The sequence below is a fragment of the Rhizobium sp. AP16 genome (assembly GCF_000281735.1).
In the GTDB taxonomy this organism is placed as follows: domain Bacteria; phylum Pseudomonadota; class Alphaproteobacteria; order Rhizobiales; family Rhizobiaceae; genus Rhizobium; species Rhizobium rhizogenes.
On the sequence record NZ_AJVM01000001.1, the window covers coordinates 593128 to 608780 of the forward strand.

Sequence of the window (15653 nt, forward strand, 5' to 3'; positions counted from 1 at the left end):
AAGAAACGGACAAGGGATGACAACAAACAAGTATTACGATCCGATCCTCGCCTCTCTTGCGCTCGCCGGTATTGGCGATGCGCTCGGCGCGCCGACGGAGCTTTGGGGGATAGATGAGATTTTCGCGCGTTACGGCGGCCTCGCTGAACGCTTCGAGGAGCCGACACCGGATACATTCGCGGGCGCCAATAGCGGTAAGCGCGGCGAGGTCACGGACGATGCCAGTCAGATGTATTATCTCGCCCGTGCTTTGATAAAGGCCGGCGGGCGTCTCGATCAGAGGGGCTGGATCGCCTGCCTGCTTGATTGGGCCGACACGTCGCCGAAGGCGGGCTTCATGGGCCCGACGACAGCGGCGATCGTCGCCGCCTTGCGGGCAGGAGAGAGCCTGGACCGTGTCGGCGTCGTCGGTACATCCAAACGCAAGTTGCCGGCCATGGGCAATACTAATGGCGCCGCCATGCGCGTTGCCCCCGCCGGTCTCGTGCATCCTGGCAATATCGCTGCTGCTTGCGAACAGGCGCTGGTGACGTGCCTGCCGTCGCATGACACCGATGTTGCTATTGCGTCAGCCTGCGCGATTGCCGCAGGCACAGCCATGGCCCTTGTGGAGCGCGATACCGGCGCAGTCATCCAGGCTTGCCGAGAGGGCGGTGTGATCGGCGCGCGACTGGCGGCCGAACATGCGCGCGTGCCGCCGGGTCCGCGTTTTTCGACCCGGCTGGATATGGCACTGGAGATTGCAGCACGCACCACGGATGGCCGTCGGTTTCTCTATGATCTTGATGCCGCCATCGGCGCGTCAATGCTCGCTTGCGAATCCGTACCGACGGCCATTGCCATTTTTGCCTATGCGAAGGGCGATCCGCTGCGCACGGTGGCGCTGGCGGCAAGTGCGGGCAATGACACCGACACGGTTGCCACCATGGCCGGGGCGATGGCGGGTGCCATGGCCGGTACGGCAAAGCTGCCGCAAATGCTTTACCGCGAGTTCATCGCGGTCAATGATGCCGAGTATCATTTGCAGAGCCTGGCGGCCGGATTGGCCGATATCGCCTTGGAGAATGCCAGCCATGGCTAACAGCCGCACCGAGCCCGCGACATTCTTCACGAAAAATGCCGACCGCCCCTTCGATATGCTCGCCTATGGCGATCCGAACATCGATTATGTCTTCGAGACCGCGCGGGTGCCTCTGGCTGACGAAAAACTTCTCGGCCGCCGTCTTGGCACTTTTGCCGGCGGTACTGCCGCCAACGTTGCCTGCGCCGCGAGCCGGCTGGGTGCTCGTGTCGCGGGTTTTGGACGCGTCGGCCGCGATGCGGATGGCCAGCTGCTGCTGACGGCCAACGAAGAGGCTGGTATCTCGAATACATTCCTGCGCGTCGTCGAGCAGCCGACGGCGGCGGCAACGATCATCGTCGATGCTTCCGGCGAAAAGGCTCTGGTCTATGCGCCGATGCCTGGCGAACCGATAGACGAGGTGGCGCTCTCGACGGCGCTCCAGCAAAGTCGGCTGCTTTACGCCATGCCCTATGATCTTGCCGAGTTCCGGCAGGTCACGGCCCTCGCGCGTGCCGCCGGCGTTGCCATTGCCATCGATATCGAGGCGGCTGTTGCGCCGACCCGCGAACGTCTTGATGCCTTGCTGGAATGCACCGATATCGTCTTCATGAATGAAGGCGGCTTTCGCGCGACGTCGGACGCGGACATCGCCGTCGAAACCATACGCCCACTCCTGGACAAAGGACCGCAACTGGTCGTCGTTACCATGGGTGCTGCCGGCGCTATCGCCTGCAGCCGTACCGCATCGGCCGAACATCCGGCCTTTCCGGTCAAAATGGTCGATGCGACAGGTGCGGGCGACTGTTTCAACGGCGCTTTCCTCGCCGCTTGCTTCAACGGCCGCACACTTGAGGATAGCCTCGCCTTTGCCTGCGCGGCCGCAAGCATTGCCGTGTCAGCAGTCGGTGCGCGAACCGCATTACCGACGACAAAAGACGTCGAGAGCTTGATTTTGGAACAATCAGCTGGGAGAGCATGAGGAATTGCCGCGCGAGCCGTTAAACGTTTGAGCTCATGAACTTGGAACCGTAACTAACGGATTGAATTTGTTGAAAAACGGCTCTCATCCTTAACGGTTCATCCTCAATTTCTGTGATTCAGTGGCAGCATTCTCGCCCTCATCAGTTCTGGGCCGGCGCGGCCGTACATTGCTCGCTTCAGCATCTTGAGGCGGTTGATCTGCCCTTCGGCTTGACCGTTGCTCCAAGGGAGTTCGATTGCATTTTTCACGGCATCAATGTCCCGGCGCAAAACGCTGGCGAAACGCACTATTGCCGTGAGCTCGGTGTCAATGGCATCGTCGATCGACCGTGTCGCACGGATCAGGTCGTAATCAGCATTTAGCCTTTCAGCAAATGATCAACTGACACGCTCGTAGTTTGCCCGTCCGAAGTCGGACATGCGGTTCAGCGCGTTGGCGGCGATGTGCGTTTCGGTGGTCTGGCTTTCGATGTTCCTGGCATGCAGGCGATCGCCGATGACCGACTTCCAGCGCCCTATCTGAGTTTCGATCCGGGATCTCTGGTTGTAGCCGGTCGCAGCCTGCCAGGTCATCCGGCCGTGTTTGGCGATATGCTCGATATGCTGGTTCCGCTGGCAATTGCCGCCGGGAACAGCGTTCTTCGGAGGCGGGACGACGACATCGACCTCGTATCCGAAAGCGGCCGCCAGGCAATCTGAAACGCCAGGGCCATCATAGGCGCCGTCTGCCAGAAACCGACCTACTGGTGCGTCGACACGTCCAAGAAGGATTGGCAGCGCAGTCTCGTCGCCAACGTGCTCGGTCGTCAGTTCGGATGCGAGAATGTCTCCGCTGTCAGGATCGAGGGCAAGATGCAGCTTTCGCCAGGTCTTACGAGCGCCTTTGGCACCGTGCTTGTGACCGTTCCAACCAATCTCGCTGTGAACCTTCAGTCCTGTGCTGTCCACGATCAAAGTGATCGGCTTGTCGGACACACGGCCCTTTTGTGCCACCTTCAGGCTCTTGCCGCGCCGTGAAAGGGTCGAGAAATCCGGCACCGGCAGGGCCAACCCCATCAGCTTGGCAATCGACTGCATAAAGCCCTGAGTTTGGCGCAGCGCCAAGCGGAACGCAACTCGCAGGGTCAGGCAGATCTCGATCGCAAGATCGAAATACCTGCGCTGTCCGCCTCGCGTCCGGCGCCGTGCCGCCATCCATTCTTGCGCCACATCCTCCGAAACCCAGATCGTCAGATCGCCTCGACGGCGAAGGCTTTCGTTATACGTCCGCCAGTTCGTAACCCGGTAACGCCCCTTCTGGAATTTGCCACGATGGCTATCGTGAAACTTGTAGGGCATCGGACCGGCTCGCAGTGTAGAAAAATTCGGCAATAGCTCCCCAACACGATCCGTGCAACACGGTCAAGCCGAACTGCAATCGCTCGACGCTATTCAAACGTGGCCAGACGCTCGCGGACAACTTCCCGCATCAGCGCCGCCCGTTCAGCGCCAACTGAACCGTCCGTCAGCGGCGTCGGCAGAGCGAGAGTGTCCAGGCCGTGCGCAAGCGCCGCGACCAGATCATCAACTGCCGTATCTGCCAGCGCCGCGGGAATACCCGCCGTCGCCGCAAAACGCCTGAAATCCGTTCTTTTCAGCCGTTCGTCCTTACCGCTCATTTTGAGCGCCATATGGTCGTTCTGCAGATTCGGAAACACCCGCGTCGTCACCGCGTCATAGAGGGGCGCCAGGCGGACCGAGCTAAAATCTCCCCTGCCTGGCTCTGCGATTTTCAGGACAGCCATGTTCTTCAAATGCATATTGCCATCCGCGATCAGCCACGCGAACAGTGCCCGCCGCAAGACCAGCAGCAGATCAGCGCCGGCGTCGGTGGAGAGCGGGCGCAGGGCGGCCGCGATCCGCTCCATGGTGCCCGTGTATTTGTCTTCCGCACGCACGCCCAGAACGGATGTCATGTCCTCGAGTGCCAGACGGCGGACATCGTCAAGACTGGTGCGGATATCGAAGCGCTCAACCGCAAGCGCATGCGGCATGCCATCTGGCATAACGACGAGCGCAATGGCGGGCACAATGAATCCAGCCGCTCGGCCAAGCTCCATGGATTGCCATTCGATTGCCGGCAGCGCCTCGAATCCTGACGTGCCGGCGGGCTTCAGAATATGCGTGAACGGCTTGTTCATGCTCGGTATCAGGGTGCCGTCCGCATCGAGGAACATTGGCGCCTTGATCTGTACGCCCGACAGTCGTGGTGTGGCGCCAGTCGCAAAGATTCTTGCCAGGTTCTGTTCGAACGTGTCCTGGATGTCACCGCGGCCGGGACCTGCATAGGTCCCTGTGAACAGGTGATTTGCCGTGAAGCTGCTCAGCCTTGTCAGCAGAATATCGGGTGGTAAGGCCGCCAGTTCGCTTGCCCGCTCCACAATTGCGATGTTTGACATGTACCGCTTAGCGGTACGCAGTTCCGCCCGCTCGTCCGGACTGTTCAGCACCCTGTTGAGCCAGCCTTCCGGGAGCAGTGCTTCAATGAAGGGCGGCAATCTGCTCGGCGTGGTCTTGCGCACAAGCGGTGGGCTGTCCGGATCGGACGCCTTCCATCGCCATTCGAAGCCATCATGCGCCAGGTTGCCGATTGGCACGCCGTGCCATGCCACGATCAGGTCGAGTGCGGCCTGGTTGGCAACGGCGACGGCGGTCGCCGGCTTCCGTTTGAGGAAACGTTCAGCAGCACTCCCTTCGTCAAGCCAGTCATTGTCGCGCGCAAGCTTGAAGACTGCATCGGCTGCGTTCTGCGGACTCCCGTATTCTTCGATCAGCCGCGCGGCGATTGCCTCTTTCATGTCCTCGTTGAACGAGGCCGCATGTTCACTACGGATGCGGAAGGCTTCCAGAAAACGCTGGCGCAGCGAAGACACGTCCACGCGGAACTCGCCCATGTCGTCGCCGATCGCCGCCTGCGCGATGGAAGGGTGGTCAGGCGCTTTGTTCTGAATGATTTCGAGCGTCCTGGTGCGCTGTCGCTGCACACGGCGGCCAGTCAGGAATAGGCGGCCATCGCGCATCGGGCCGAGCAGGACGGCGCTGGCGGCCGACAGGTAGGCATTCGGATAGAGATATTTGGCGATTTGTACAGCATGGGTCCGTATTGTCTGGTCTATATCGTCGTCGGCGTCGACATAGATGCCGCGCATGAGCTGCACGAGCTTACCGGCCTCCGCTTGGCGGTGACCACGCATTTTATCAATGTTTTCGCCGACGAGATGAAGAGGCATATATGTAACTTTCGCGTAGTTCAGATACGCGATAGTTTCAAATATGAAAATTTCCAATCGTGTCGATTTCATCGATAATTCATTGATTATAAAACAATATATACCAAATTGTCATGGTTAGTATTTATCACGCCTCACAATTCAATTGGCGGATCGCGGGTTTGACTCGCATCAAGACCAAGGTATTTGGCCCACTGCCGGTTTCATGGACATCGAGTTAAGGTGTTTTTCCTGAAACCGGAGAGCATGAATGCAAAGACGAATATTCAGCCGCGAGTATAAGCTTGAAGCGGTGAAGCTGGTCAGTCCCAGCCAGTCCTTTCCTGGAAAAGGGCAGGTGAAGCCAATTTGCTTCGAGTGCATCGCGCCGAGCGTCGATTTTTGGAATGCATCGTAACCTCCTAATTCAAGGCGTTGCGACGACCGGTTGAATCTGCCCAGTATACCAGCGAGCAGTTCCAGCGCCTCATGGGAGACCACGGAATTACCTGCTCGATGAGCCGCTCTGGAAATGTCTGGGACAATGCCGCCATGGAGAGCTTCTTCTCATCACTGAAAACGGAGAGAACGGCACGGAAGGTTTATCGCACGAGGAATGACGCCAAAGCGGATGTGTGCGATTACATCGAGCGCTTCTACAATCCAAAGCGGCGCCACTCGACACTGGGCTATCTCAGCCCCAATGATTTTGGAACCAAGGTGGGGTTAGCTCAACCTCGTGTCCGATAGACCGGCAGCAGGCCATTCCTTCTGATTTTATACGGAGATAAATTTGAGAGGTTGGGCAACTATTGCGATCATCGTTTTGACAGCTCCGTTCGCATTATTCAGTTGGAAAGTGACAGCGGCGAGCATTGCAAAGCTACGTGATTTGGGCTCGCACATCGGAGTTTTCGATGCTACGATGAATGGCGTGAGGTTCAATTTTCGCGCAGAAGGGGCCCTGTCAATCACCCTTGCCGAGCCGGATCAAACGGTCTCAATTGGCACATCATCAGACCAAAATTCAAAGGCACTTGAGAAATACTTCTCGCGCTATGAACAAGTCGCTTCTCTCCCTCTGGAATACGTTTCTTTTGACATCCCGATCGATTGCAACGCCATAGCTCGCGGAAAGCCGTGGTGCCAATTTGTTGGAGTGGGTGACGGCAAAAGTCTTCACATCTACAATGTCCGTCTTAGTATACCTGGAAAATTGAATAAGAAACTCTCCAATTTTTCGCAGGATAACAATGATCAAGCATGGATAAATCCAATTGGAAACGGCGTAATTACAAAAAGTGGAACTAAAATACAAGAACTTCGACAGGATGGTTTTCTTAAATGTCTCCCGGAAGGTCGGGTATGCTCATACAATTTTCTTATCGATAACACCTTTTTGGCGTCGATAGACCTGTACAGACGAAATGAAAATCCAAAAGACTTGGAAGATTTCAAGAGCTTTTCTGCAGACATCATCGAATTCTATTTGAATTAAATTTCACACGCAGAGGGTCCCATGTCATATCAATTTACGACGATCGAGCGTTCGTTCATTGTTAATAAACAATCGCACTTTCTACAGTCTTGAGCTGCTTTTTTTCATAAGCATCTCTACCGTTCAAAGGCTATTAGTTGCTATGCTAGGTCGAGATGTTTTCAAAAGCTTCATTGGGGCTCAGCTTGGCCGGGATCGTGGTTCTGGCAATCCTTTTATTCAAAGCTGGATTGAATTATGCGGGTGTCTGCACCGTAGGCATAAATGTCACGAAATGGCATCAGGTAACCAGCGGTGAACTCCTTGATTACCTCACGCTGAAGGGCGGATCGAAGGCAGGGGTTAAGACTATTTATTCAATTCCGGAACTCTGGCCGGTTCCAGGCGACCATTACAGTCACGCCAGCTTTTTAGACAAACTAATGGGGCGATCAGCCACCTTAATTCATTTCTACAATCCGTGGATGGACGACGGTCGCAGCCTGCACCCTGACGGATATTTCTATGCACCCAACTGCTTAAGCCACTGGACGCCCATAGATTAGTCCGATTTCAATTTGGAGAAAATTATGTCTCTGCCGACATCGAAGGAAATTGCAAACCTCTACCTCCATGGCTCGTTGACGACTCCAGATTTGGAAGCCACATTTACTCCGCCTCGGGGGGTGATCCGTGCAAAATATTAGTTTTACCGATTTTTGCGGTCGCTGCTGCAATCTTTAGATTGTGGCCATCTTTCGCTGCAAGGTTAGGTTGGCACAAGGATGCCGTGGCAGATAGCGAGAGCAACCGTGGGGGATTTGCCATGACGACAATCGCGTCGACATCATATTATACTTCAGCCACTCGCTACACCGGCGATGATCGATCAGATACCGCCGATGCCGACGACGCATTTGCTCTTCTGTCTGAACAGCAAGAAACCGAGACCGACAAGGCGGCCACCGATCATTCCCAGGCCATTGTTGACAGCCGGCCATCGACTGCCACCGTGATGTTGCAAGGAAAGCTGTTCACTACAAGTCGCATCGACGTCTCAGACCTCAAGGCGACAAAGATTTCGGAACTCCCCGAAGCAGAGTACCAGGAACATTTGTCTGCCATGGAAAGCATGGTGGCCAACTTAAAAAATCAATATAGTGACTGGTCTTGGACGGATACCATTGAAGGGTCGCTTAAGGGAATGCCTGTGAGCCCCGCTACGCAGCCTTATGCAACGGTAGTTGCTGGTGGGGTCGTCATTGCCACGATCGACAACCAAGGCGTCGTAACAAGCTCCGATGAACTCGCCAAGAAAATTCAGGGCAACTTGCCTGAGAGCTTAAACGGCACAAATGGCCCGGACCTGGCACAGGCCATTTCAAACGTCATCGCGAAGATGTCTGGCGGCAGGGTGGAAAAAGCCTCCACGGCCATGACGCAGAGCCAGTTTAACGCACTTCCGCCAACCGCAGCACCAGAACCCAAGATCGACTACGAGGCTATGAAAAATGACCCTTGGTATAAGCAGCTCGAAAACCTGAAGCAGCAGCGGGCGAACTTTCTAGCGGGGCAACAGAACGGCGTTGATGCGACTGCGTAGCTTGACTTTATGCAGACGAGTCTGATCAGTTCGACAACAACCAGAAAACGGGGGCCATGAAATTGGCCCCCAATCTTTTCTATTTGAGAGCACTTTGATCTTTTGGTCGCGTGCGATATCTCAAGCTGCAAGAATTGACGGAATGTGGATGCTCTGTCCGTCACTGGTGTCGAGATACTCGACGGCTCTGTTGCAAAAAATCGATTGAAGGCCGAAAGAGCGCTGACAATTTTCAGCGAGACTTCTGATGAGCGATTTCAAATGGCGGCATTTCCAGGGCGAAGTGATCTTATGGGCGGTTCGCTGGTATTGCCGCTATGGGGTGAGCTACCGCGATCTTGAACAAATGATGGGCGAGCGGGGTGTGTCAGTGGATCATTCCACGATCTATCGTTGGGTCCAGAAATATGCGCCGGAAATCGAGAAGCGGTTGCGTTGGCACTGGCGCCGGCCGCAATCGACGAGTTGGCGGGTTGATGAAACCTATGTGAAGGTTCGAGGTAAATGGACATATCTGTATCGAGCCGTCGACAAGTTCGGCAACACGATCAGATTTCTATCTGTCGCCGACGCGCAATGCCAAAGCAGCCAAGCGATTTCTGGGCAAGGCTCTGAATGGCTTGAAGGATTGGGAAAAGCCAACAGTCATCAACACTGACAAGGCGCCGACCTATGGCATTGCGATTTCAGAACTGAAAGCTGAAGGCAAATGCCCGAAAGGACTTGCGTACCGACAGGTCAAATATCTGAACAACGTCGTTGAGGCTGATCATGGCAAGTTGAAACAGCTGATCAAGCCGGTCAGAGGATTCAAGACGCTGAAAACGGCATATGCGACGATCAAGGGATTCGAGGTGATGCGGGCTTTGCGCAAGGGGCAGGCTGCGATCTTCAGCCTGACCGGTGGCGTCCGTGGCGAAGCTCGCATCGTTGAACGAGCCTTCGGCATTGGGCCCAGCGCGCTCATCGAAATTGTGGCAATGCTCGCGCAGAATCTCGACGCAAAAACCGCTTGACCGTCGCGTAGGAAGGCCTCTTCACGGCCAATTAGAATTATTGCAACAGAGCCTTCTGATCCGCTGGAGCCCCATCCAAATTCAACAGCTTAGCGGCAGCCTAATCAACGCAAACTAAAAACGTAATTTTCCCTGCCGGAAGTGTGAATTACACCCGAAGTCACGACCCGCACACAGCCCTGATGGGAAAAGGACGCAAGCAATGTCAGTTGAAACCGTGGACACTCTGGTGGTTGGCGCCGGTCAAGCCGGCATTGCAATGAGCGAGCACCTGGGCAAGGCCGGAGTGTCCCACCTCGTCGTTGAGCGAAGCCGTATCGCCGAGCGCTGGCGTTCCGAGCGATGGGACTCGCTCGTTGCCAATGGCCCTGCGTGGCACGATCGTTTCCCCGGAATGGAGTTTCCGGACCTCGACCCGGACGACTTTCCTACTAAGGAAGCCGTTGCCGACTATTTCGAGGCCTATGCGCGCCAGATCGATGCGCCCATCCGCTGTGGCGTCGAGGTAAAGAGTGTCGAGCGGCACGTCGGCCGCCCCGGCTTCCGGATAAAAACCTCGGAAGGCATAATTGAGGCGCAGAACGTCGTTGCAGCGACGGGCGCTTTCCAGGTGCCTGTCATTCCCGACTTGATCGAGAATGCGCCCGGCATCACCCAGATGCATTCGACCAAGTACCGCAATCCAGGGCAGACCGCCGAGGGAGCCGTTCTCGTCATCGGCGCCGGTTCTTCCGGAACCCAGATTGCGGAGGAGCTTATGCTTTCCGGCCGCAAGGTCTATCTCTCCGTCGGCCCGCATGAGCGTCCGCCGCGGGCCTACCGCGGTCGTGATTTCTGCTGGTGGCTCGGCGTTCTAGGGAAATGGGACATGGAAACGCCCGGTCCGGACACGGAGCATGTGACCATCGCCGTCAGTGGCGCGCGGGGGGGCTATACGATCGATTTTCGCCGTCTCGCCGGAAAGGGCATGACCCTGCTCGGCCGTACAACGGGCTTCAACGGAACAAGCCTCAGCTTCTCCGACGATCTTGCCATGAATCTGGATCGTGGCGATGCCAATTACACGGCGCTGCTTGATGAGGCGGATGCCTACGTGGCAAGAAACGGCCTCGACCTGCCGGAGGATCCGGAAGCGCGCCGTATTGAGCCGCAGCCGGATTGCGTCGCGAACCCGATCCTTAATCTCGACCTGGCGCAGGCCGGCATCACGACGATCATCTGGGCAACTGGCTTTTCCTCTGATTACAGCTGGCTGAAGCTGGATGCCTTCGACGAGCGTGGCCGTCCGAAGCACCAGCGCGGTGTATCGGGTGAGCGCGGCATATACTTTCTCGGCCTGCCTTGGCAGTCGCGCCGCGGCTCGAGCTTCATCTGGGGCGTCTGGCATGATGCGAAGTATCTTGCCGACCGTATCTCGACACAGCGCAAGTATCACGAATACCGGCCTTCGAGTCAGAAGGTTGGCTGAGGCCAGCTCCCGGAGTCCATTAATACAGATCCCCCAATTCAAGGAATTCGACATGGCCCATACCCGCATCCGCAAGTTCAATACCAAGGATACGTATCCGGAACAGAAGCTGGATAACGACCTTTGCCAGACTGTCGTTGCCAAGGGCACGATGGTGTTCGTGCGTGGCCAGATCGGCCAGGACCTCGACACTTCCGCCAGCGTTGCCATCGGCGATGTCACCGGCCAGACTGAACAGGCTATGGCCAATATCAAGATGCTTCTCGATGAAGCCGGCTCGTCCCTTGATCACGTCTGCAAGATCACGATCTACATCGTGGATCCGCGCTATCGCGAGGCCGTCTATTGCGTCGTTGGCAAGTGGCTGAAGGGCGTCTTCCCGGTTTCGACGGGTATTGTGGTCTCCGCGCTTGCCCGGCCCGAGTGGCTGGTGGAAGTCGACGCCATCGCCGTCATTCCCGAATAAGGTGCCATGAGACCATGACCTTTTCCATCGCCGCCCGCTGCGCCGAAACCGGCATGTTCGGTATCGCCATCTCCTCCTCCTCTCCGGCAGTCGCCGCACGCTGTTCGCATGCCCGAGCAGGCGCGGGGGTGGTGGCCAGCCAGAACATCACGGATCCCGGCCTTGGAATTTCGGGTCTGGAGATGCTCGGAATGGGGGCGACGGCGGAAGAGGCGCTTGGCCGGCTGGTGGCATCGACCCCGTTTGCCGCCTACAGGCAACTGGCAATCGTCGATGCACGCGGACACGTCGCCGGTCACTCCGGCGAGCGCACGCTCGGTATCCATGCGATGGCAAAGGGCGAGGGTTGTATCGCCGCCGGCAATCTTCTTTCCAATACCGATGTCCCGCAGCGTATGGTCGCCGCGTTCGAGGCATCCGTCGGCGACCTTCCTTCGAGGCTGCTGAAGGCCCTCGCCGCCGGCCTCGATGCAGGCGGCGAGGCGGGGCCCGTCCGCTCGGCAGGGCTCAAGGTCGTTCGCAACGTGGCCTGGCCGATTGCCGATCTCCGCGTCGATTGGCATGAGCAGCCGATACGGGCTCTCCAGGATCTCTGGGCCGTCTATGAGCCCCAGATGGAAGACTACGTCAGGCGCGCTCTCGACCCCAACGCGGCCCCATCCTTCGGGGTGCCGGGCGATGAATAATACGTCGCCCGCTGCTTGTTCTTTCAGGTAGCAGAGATATAAAAAGGCAATGAGATACACGCTCCGCCAGATCGAATATTTCATTGCGACTGCGGAGACAGGAAGCATCACGCTCGCATCCGAGCGACTGAATATCTCCCAACCGTCGATTTCGACGGCCATCACCCATCTGGAAACAGAGCTGCAGACACAGCTCTTCGTACGCCATCATGCGAAGGGCCTTTCGCTGACGCCTGCCGGCCGCCTGATGCTGGCAGAGGCCAAGCAACTGGTCGAGCAGGCCGAAAATATCTACACCGTCGCTTCCGAGGTCAATGAGAAGATTCGCGGCCAGCTTTCGCTCGGATGCATGGTCACGCTGGCCTCGATGATCATGCCAGAGCTTTCGCACTCCTTCACCTCGGCGTTCCCTGAAACCCGCATCATCCAGACCGTTAGCGACCATGAGGAGCTGCTGCAAAAGCTGCAGCGCGCCGAAATCGATGTTGCGATCAGCTATGACCTTCTTATCACGGACGACTTCGAGTTTGCGCCACTCGCAACGCTGCCGCCGCATATCCTCATTGGCGAATCCCATCGCTTCGCACACTATTCCTCTATCAGTTTAGACGAATTGGCCAGCGAGCCACTCATTTTGCTGGATCTGCCCATCAGCCGTGAATATTTCCTTGGCCTGTTTGCAAAATCGGGCGTGGAGCCGACGATCATAATGCGCTCTGCGTATCAGGATGTCATCCGCACTATGGTGGCCAATGGCTACGGCTACACAATCGCCAATGTTAGGCCGCGGTCGCAACTGGCTATGGATGGTCGGACCGTCGTGCGCGTCCCAATTTCTGGTAACCAAAAACCCATGGTCATCGGCGTCCTAACGCTGAAGCAGAATCGCAGGCCTCGGCTCATCGAGATGTTCGAGCAACACTGCAAGTCATTTGTGTCGGATTCCTACATTCCAGGAATGGTCGCGCCTATTATGGAGCGGCGCAAGCTATAGAGGCACGGCGTAATTTCAGAAGTGACATCCACCAGCAGCATCTTATGCCAAGGCTCGATGACAGGATCTACCAAGCTTTTGACGAAGCGTCGCCTCGGAAATGCATTATTTCTCTGCGGTTGGGTGAATGCCATGATTACTCAATGCAACCCATACCTGGCCGTGGTCTGTTATCGAACGGCCAAGACGGCCCGTTCGGCATAGACACCGGCATAAGGCATTTTGGAGACATGACGTGAATTCAGACAAGCTTATGAACGGCGACTTCGCGGCGCTCATCGCGGAAATGACGAATGAGGAGAAGGTCGCCCTTCTGGCAGGGCACCGGATGTGGAAGACCAAGGCCATAGAGCGCCTAGGAATCCCGAACATGGTGATGACCGATGGCACCTACGGCGTACGCTATTCCATCCACCAGATCGACAACGACCAGGCCGGTGGCGTCGACTTCTCTGCCTTCCTCAATGTCGTCGGCCAGCGGGCAAGCCATGTCGAGGTAGCCTGGGGTGCGATGAAGCAGGCGACCTGCTTCCCGAACGGTTCCAGCCTCGATTGCTCCTGGGATGTCGATCTTGCCCATGAACTCGGCACCGCGCTGGCGATGGAATGCCAGGAATTCGGAGTGCACCTGCTCCTCGGGCCCGGCATCAACATTCGCCGTACGCCACTGGGCGGCCGCTCCTATGAGTATTACGGCGAGGATCCCGTCATCAGCGGCGACTTCGCCGCAGGCGTCATCAACGGTCTGCAGGAAAATGGAGTGGGCGCATCGCTCAAGCATTTCGCCTGTAACAACTCCGAAGTCGAGCGGACCTCGATGGACTCTGTCGTCGACGAGCGTGCGCTGAGGGAAATCTATCTTAAGGGCTTCCAGCGCGCGATCGAAAAGAGCAAGCCGTGGACTGTCATGAGCTCCTACAACCGGCTGAACGGTGTGCAAGCGGCAGAGGATCACTGGCTGCTGACCAAGGTGTTGCGCGAGGAATGGGGCTATGAAGGCCTCGTCGTGTCCGACTGGCACGGCATCAAGGATCGCCCTGCCTCGCTCACAGCCGGCAACGACCTCGACATGCCGGAAAGCGAAACCCGCAAAAGCGACCTGCTTGAAGCCATCGAAGCCGGAAAGGTCGATATGGCCGTCGTGGACGAGGCCTGTGTTCGCGTTCTGGCGCTGGTACGTGCCGGCAAGCTCGGCGAGCGACGCGACATCGTGTTCGACCGCGATGCGCATCATAAGCTCGCCCGCCGCATGGCAGGCGAATCCATGGTTCTCCTGAAGAACGATGATCAATTGCTGCCGATCACACCCGGCAAGGTCAAGCGCATGGTCGTCATCGGCGAAGGCGCCGGCGTTCCGGTCATTCAGGGCTCGGGCTGCGCGACCACGACGCCAACGCTCGTGGATGTGCCGATCGACGAGATCGTCAAGTTGGCTGGCGACACCATCAAGGTCGATCAGTATCGTGGTACCAGCGAAGTCGAGAGTGAGCGCGCTGCACTCATTGCCGAGGCTGTCGAGGGCGCGCGGGGCACCGACGTGGTCGTCATCTTTGTTTGCACGGAGAATGGTTACGACGGCGAGGGGTCTGACCGTACGACGCTCGACCTTGCACCGGGTCACGATGCGCTCGTCAGCGCCGTTGCAGCCGTTAATCCGAATGTCGTCGTTGCCATCGCCAGCCCTGATGCAGTCGTCATGCCGTGGGTTCCGGAAGTGAAGGCGATCGTCGAGATGTTCTTCTCCGGCCAGGCGACCGGCGGTGGCATCGCCGACATTCTCTTCGGGGTCGCCAATCCCTCCGGCAAGCTGACGACAACCTTCCCGAAGCGCATGCAGGATATGCCTTCCTATCTCAGCTACCCCGGCGAGAATGGTCGCCATTACTACAGCGAAGGCATCCATGTCGGATATCGCTGGTACGATGCGCGCGAGATCGAGCCGCAATACCCCTTCGGCTTCGGCCTGAGTTACACGAGCTTCGCCTATTCCGATCTGAAGCTGGATCGCTCGACGCTGAATGTCGGCGAAGAGGTGGTCGCGAGCTTCACTGTTACCAACACCGGTGCCGTTGCCGGCAAGGAAGCCGCTCAGCTCTACGTAAGCTACGGCAAGCCGCGGCTGCAGCGCCCGAAGCGCGAACTAAAGTCCTTTGCCAAGGTGCATCTGGCGCCGGGCGAATCGAAGCGCGTGTCACTCACGATCCCTGCCGCGGATTTCGCGCTCTTTGATTCTGGCAAGCGTCGCTGGATCCTCGATGATGACGCCGTGCAGATCGAAATAGGTTCGTCCTCGCGCGACATTCGTCTGGCAGCGCCACTGCAAATCCGTTCGCGCGCCTCGCGCCACCGCGAAGTGAAGTGGGACACGCAGCCCGTCTTTATTCTCGCCAATCCGATCGCACGAGCCAAGTTCAATCAACTCCTTCAGAAGCACCTGTCGATCGACAAGGGTGAGGCGGACCGGATGCTCGAACATTGCGCCAACTCGTTCTTCGGCATGTTTACGACTTTCGACCGGCGCTTCCGCCAAGCCTTCCCGAAGGGTGATATCGCGGCACTGCTTGCCGATATCAACCAGACTATGGCTGATGAAGAGACGATAGCCCGCTGAGGGCCGTCAAAGACAGAGAATAATGGAGGCTCGCTGCAAT

The 15653-nt window shown here is 57.3% G+C and carries 12 protein-coding genes and 3 pseudogenes; 12 read left to right on the top strand and 3 right to left on the bottom strand.

The window, feature by feature from the left end:
* Positions 1 to 16 precede the first annotated feature (16 nt).
* Both PMI03_RS02670 and PMI03_RS02675 read left to right on the top strand, forming a co-directional pair.
* Positions 17 to 1081, top strand: coding sequence for an ADP-ribosylglycohydrolase family protein (locus tag PMI03_RS02670; RefSeq protein ID WP_007689578.1), 1065 nt, complete (start codon positions 17 to 19; stop codon positions 1079 to 1081).
* Entirely contained in the window at positions 1074 to 2042 is a 969-nt protein-coding gene (locus PMI03_RS02675; RefSeq protein WP_007689580.1) for a carbohydrate kinase family protein, read from the top strand. The genes PMI03_RS02670 and PMI03_RS02675 overlap by 8 nt, the downstream gene beginning before the upstream one ends.
* Positions 2043 to 2146: 104 nt before the next feature.
* Here the strand turns inward: PMI03_RS02675 and PMI03_RS30840 are convergent.
* The 3 genes and pseudogenes from PMI03_RS30840 to PMI03_RS02685 all read right to left on the bottom strand — a co-directional run.
* Positions 2147 to 2368, bottom strand: a pseudogene (locus PMI03_RS30840) (transposase); the annotation flags it as partial.
* A 54-nt stretch (positions 2369 to 2422) separates the two neighbouring features.
* Positions 2423 to 3382 carry an IS5 family transposase gene (locus PMI03_RS02680; protein ID WP_007689582.1) on the bottom strand — a complete coding sequence of 320 codons (960 nt, stop codon included), beginning with the start codon at positions 3380 to 3382 and terminating at the stop codon, positions 2423 to 2425.
* Between the two features lie 89 nt (positions 3383 to 3471).
* Positions 3472 to 5313, bottom strand: a complete 1842-nt coding sequence (locus PMI03_RS02685) for a type II toxin-antitoxin system HipA family toxin (protein ID WP_039973569.1) — start codon at positions 5311 to 5313, stop codon at positions 3472 to 3474.
* A 429-nt stretch (positions 5314 to 5742) separates the two neighbouring features.
* Here PMI03_RS02685 and PMI03_RS30845 point away from each other — a divergent pair.
* The 10 genes and pseudogenes from PMI03_RS30845 to PMI03_RS02725 form a co-directional block, all read left to right on the top strand.
* Positions 5743 to 6042: pseudogene (locus PMI03_RS30845) on the top strand (IS3 family transposase); the annotation flags it as partial.
* A gap of 43 nt (positions 6043 to 6085) precedes the next feature.
* Complete coding sequence (locus tag PMI03_RS02690; protein WP_007689591.1) at positions 6086 to 6790, top strand: hypothetical protein; 705 nt, start codon at positions 6086 to 6088, stop codon at positions 6788 to 6790.
* A 185-nt stretch (positions 6791 to 6975) separates the two neighbouring features.
* On the top strand, positions 6976 to 7335 hold the full coding sequence (locus PMI03_RS31440; RefSeq protein ID WP_309574308.1) for a hypothetical protein: 360 nt from the start codon (positions 6976 to 6978) through the stop codon (positions 7333 to 7335).
* A gap of 260 nt (positions 7336 to 7595) precedes the next feature.
* Positions 7596 to 8372: a hypothetical protein gene (locus tag PMI03_RS02695; protein ID WP_007689593.1), complete on the top strand. Its 777-nt coding sequence runs from the start codon at positions 7596 to 7598 to the stop codon at positions 8370 to 8372.
* A gap of 247 nt (positions 8373 to 8619) precedes the next feature.
* Positions 8620 to 9388 (top strand): annotated as a pseudogene (locus PMI03_RS30850) (IS6 family transposase).
* Positions 9389 to 9590: 202 nt separating this feature from the next.
* Entirely contained in the window at positions 9591 to 10856 is a 1266-nt protein-coding gene (locus PMI03_RS02705) for an NAD(P)/FAD-dependent oxidoreductase (protein WP_007689596.1), read from the top strand.
* 52 nt (positions 10857 to 10908) lie between these two features.
* Positions 10909 to 11322, top strand: a complete 414-nt coding sequence (locus tag PMI03_RS02710; RefSeq protein WP_007689603.1) for a RidA family protein — start codon at positions 10909 to 10911, stop codon at positions 11320 to 11322.
* A 14-nt stretch (positions 11323 to 11336) separates the two neighbouring features.
* Positions 11337 to 12008 carry a DUF1028 domain-containing protein gene (locus PMI03_RS02715; RefSeq protein WP_007689604.1) on the top strand — a complete coding sequence of 224 codons (672 nt, stop codon included), beginning with the start codon at positions 11337 to 11339 and terminating at the stop codon, positions 12006 to 12008.
* Between the two features lie 49 nt (positions 12009 to 12057).
* Complete coding sequence (locus PMI03_RS02720) at positions 12058 to 13002, top strand: LysR family transcriptional regulator (protein ID WP_007689606.1); 945 nt, start codon at positions 12058 to 12060, stop codon at positions 13000 to 13002.
* 253 nt (positions 13003 to 13255) lie between these two features.
* Positions 13256 to 15613: a glycoside hydrolase family 3 C-terminal domain-containing protein gene (locus PMI03_RS02725; protein ID WP_039973570.1), complete on the top strand. Its 2358-nt coding sequence runs from the start codon at positions 13256 to 13258 to the stop codon at positions 15611 to 15613.
* Positions 15614 to 15653: the final 40 nt, after the last annotated feature.

Bases quoted from the DNA above. Each gene is read 5' to 3' on its own strand.
- PMI03_RS02670 (WP_007689578.1), top strand. From the start codon at position 17: ATGACAACAAACAAGTATTACGATCCGATCCTCGCCTCTCTTGCGCTC.
- PMI03_RS02695 (WP_007689593.1), top strand. From the start codon at position 7,596: ATGACGACAATCGCGTCGACATCATATTATACTTCAGCCACTCGCTAC.
- PMI03_RS02720 (WP_007689606.1), top strand. From the start codon at position 12,058: ATGAGATACACGCTCCGCCAGATCGAATATTTCATTGCGACTGCGGAG.
- PMI03_RS02710 (WP_007689603.1), top strand. From the start codon at position 10,909: ATGGCCCATACCCGCATCCGCAAGTTCAATACCAAGGATACGTATCCG.
- PMI03_RS02715 (WP_007689604.1), top strand. From the start codon at position 11,337: ATGACCTTTTCCATCGCCGCCCGCTGCGCCGAAACCGGCATGTTCGGT.
- PMI03_RS02680 (WP_007689582.1), bottom strand. From the start codon at position 3,382: ATGCCCTACAAGTTTCACGATAGCCATCGTGGCAAATTCCAGAAGGGG.
- PMI03_RS02705 (WP_007689596.1), top strand. From the start codon at position 9,591: ATGTCAGTTGAAACCGTGGACACTCTGGTGGTTGGCGCCGGTCAAGCC.
- PMI03_RS02725 (WP_039973570.1), top strand. From the start codon at position 13,256: ATGAACGGCGACTTCGCGGCGCTCATCGCGGAAATGACGAATGAGGAG.
- PMI03_RS02675 (WP_007689580.1), top strand. From the start codon at position 1,074: ATGGCTAACAGCCGCACCGAGCCCGCGACATTCTTCACGAAAAATGCC.
- PMI03_RS02685 (WP_039973569.1), bottom strand. From the start codon at position 5,313: ATGCCTCTTCATCTCGTCGGCGAAAACATTGATAAAATGCGTGGTCAC.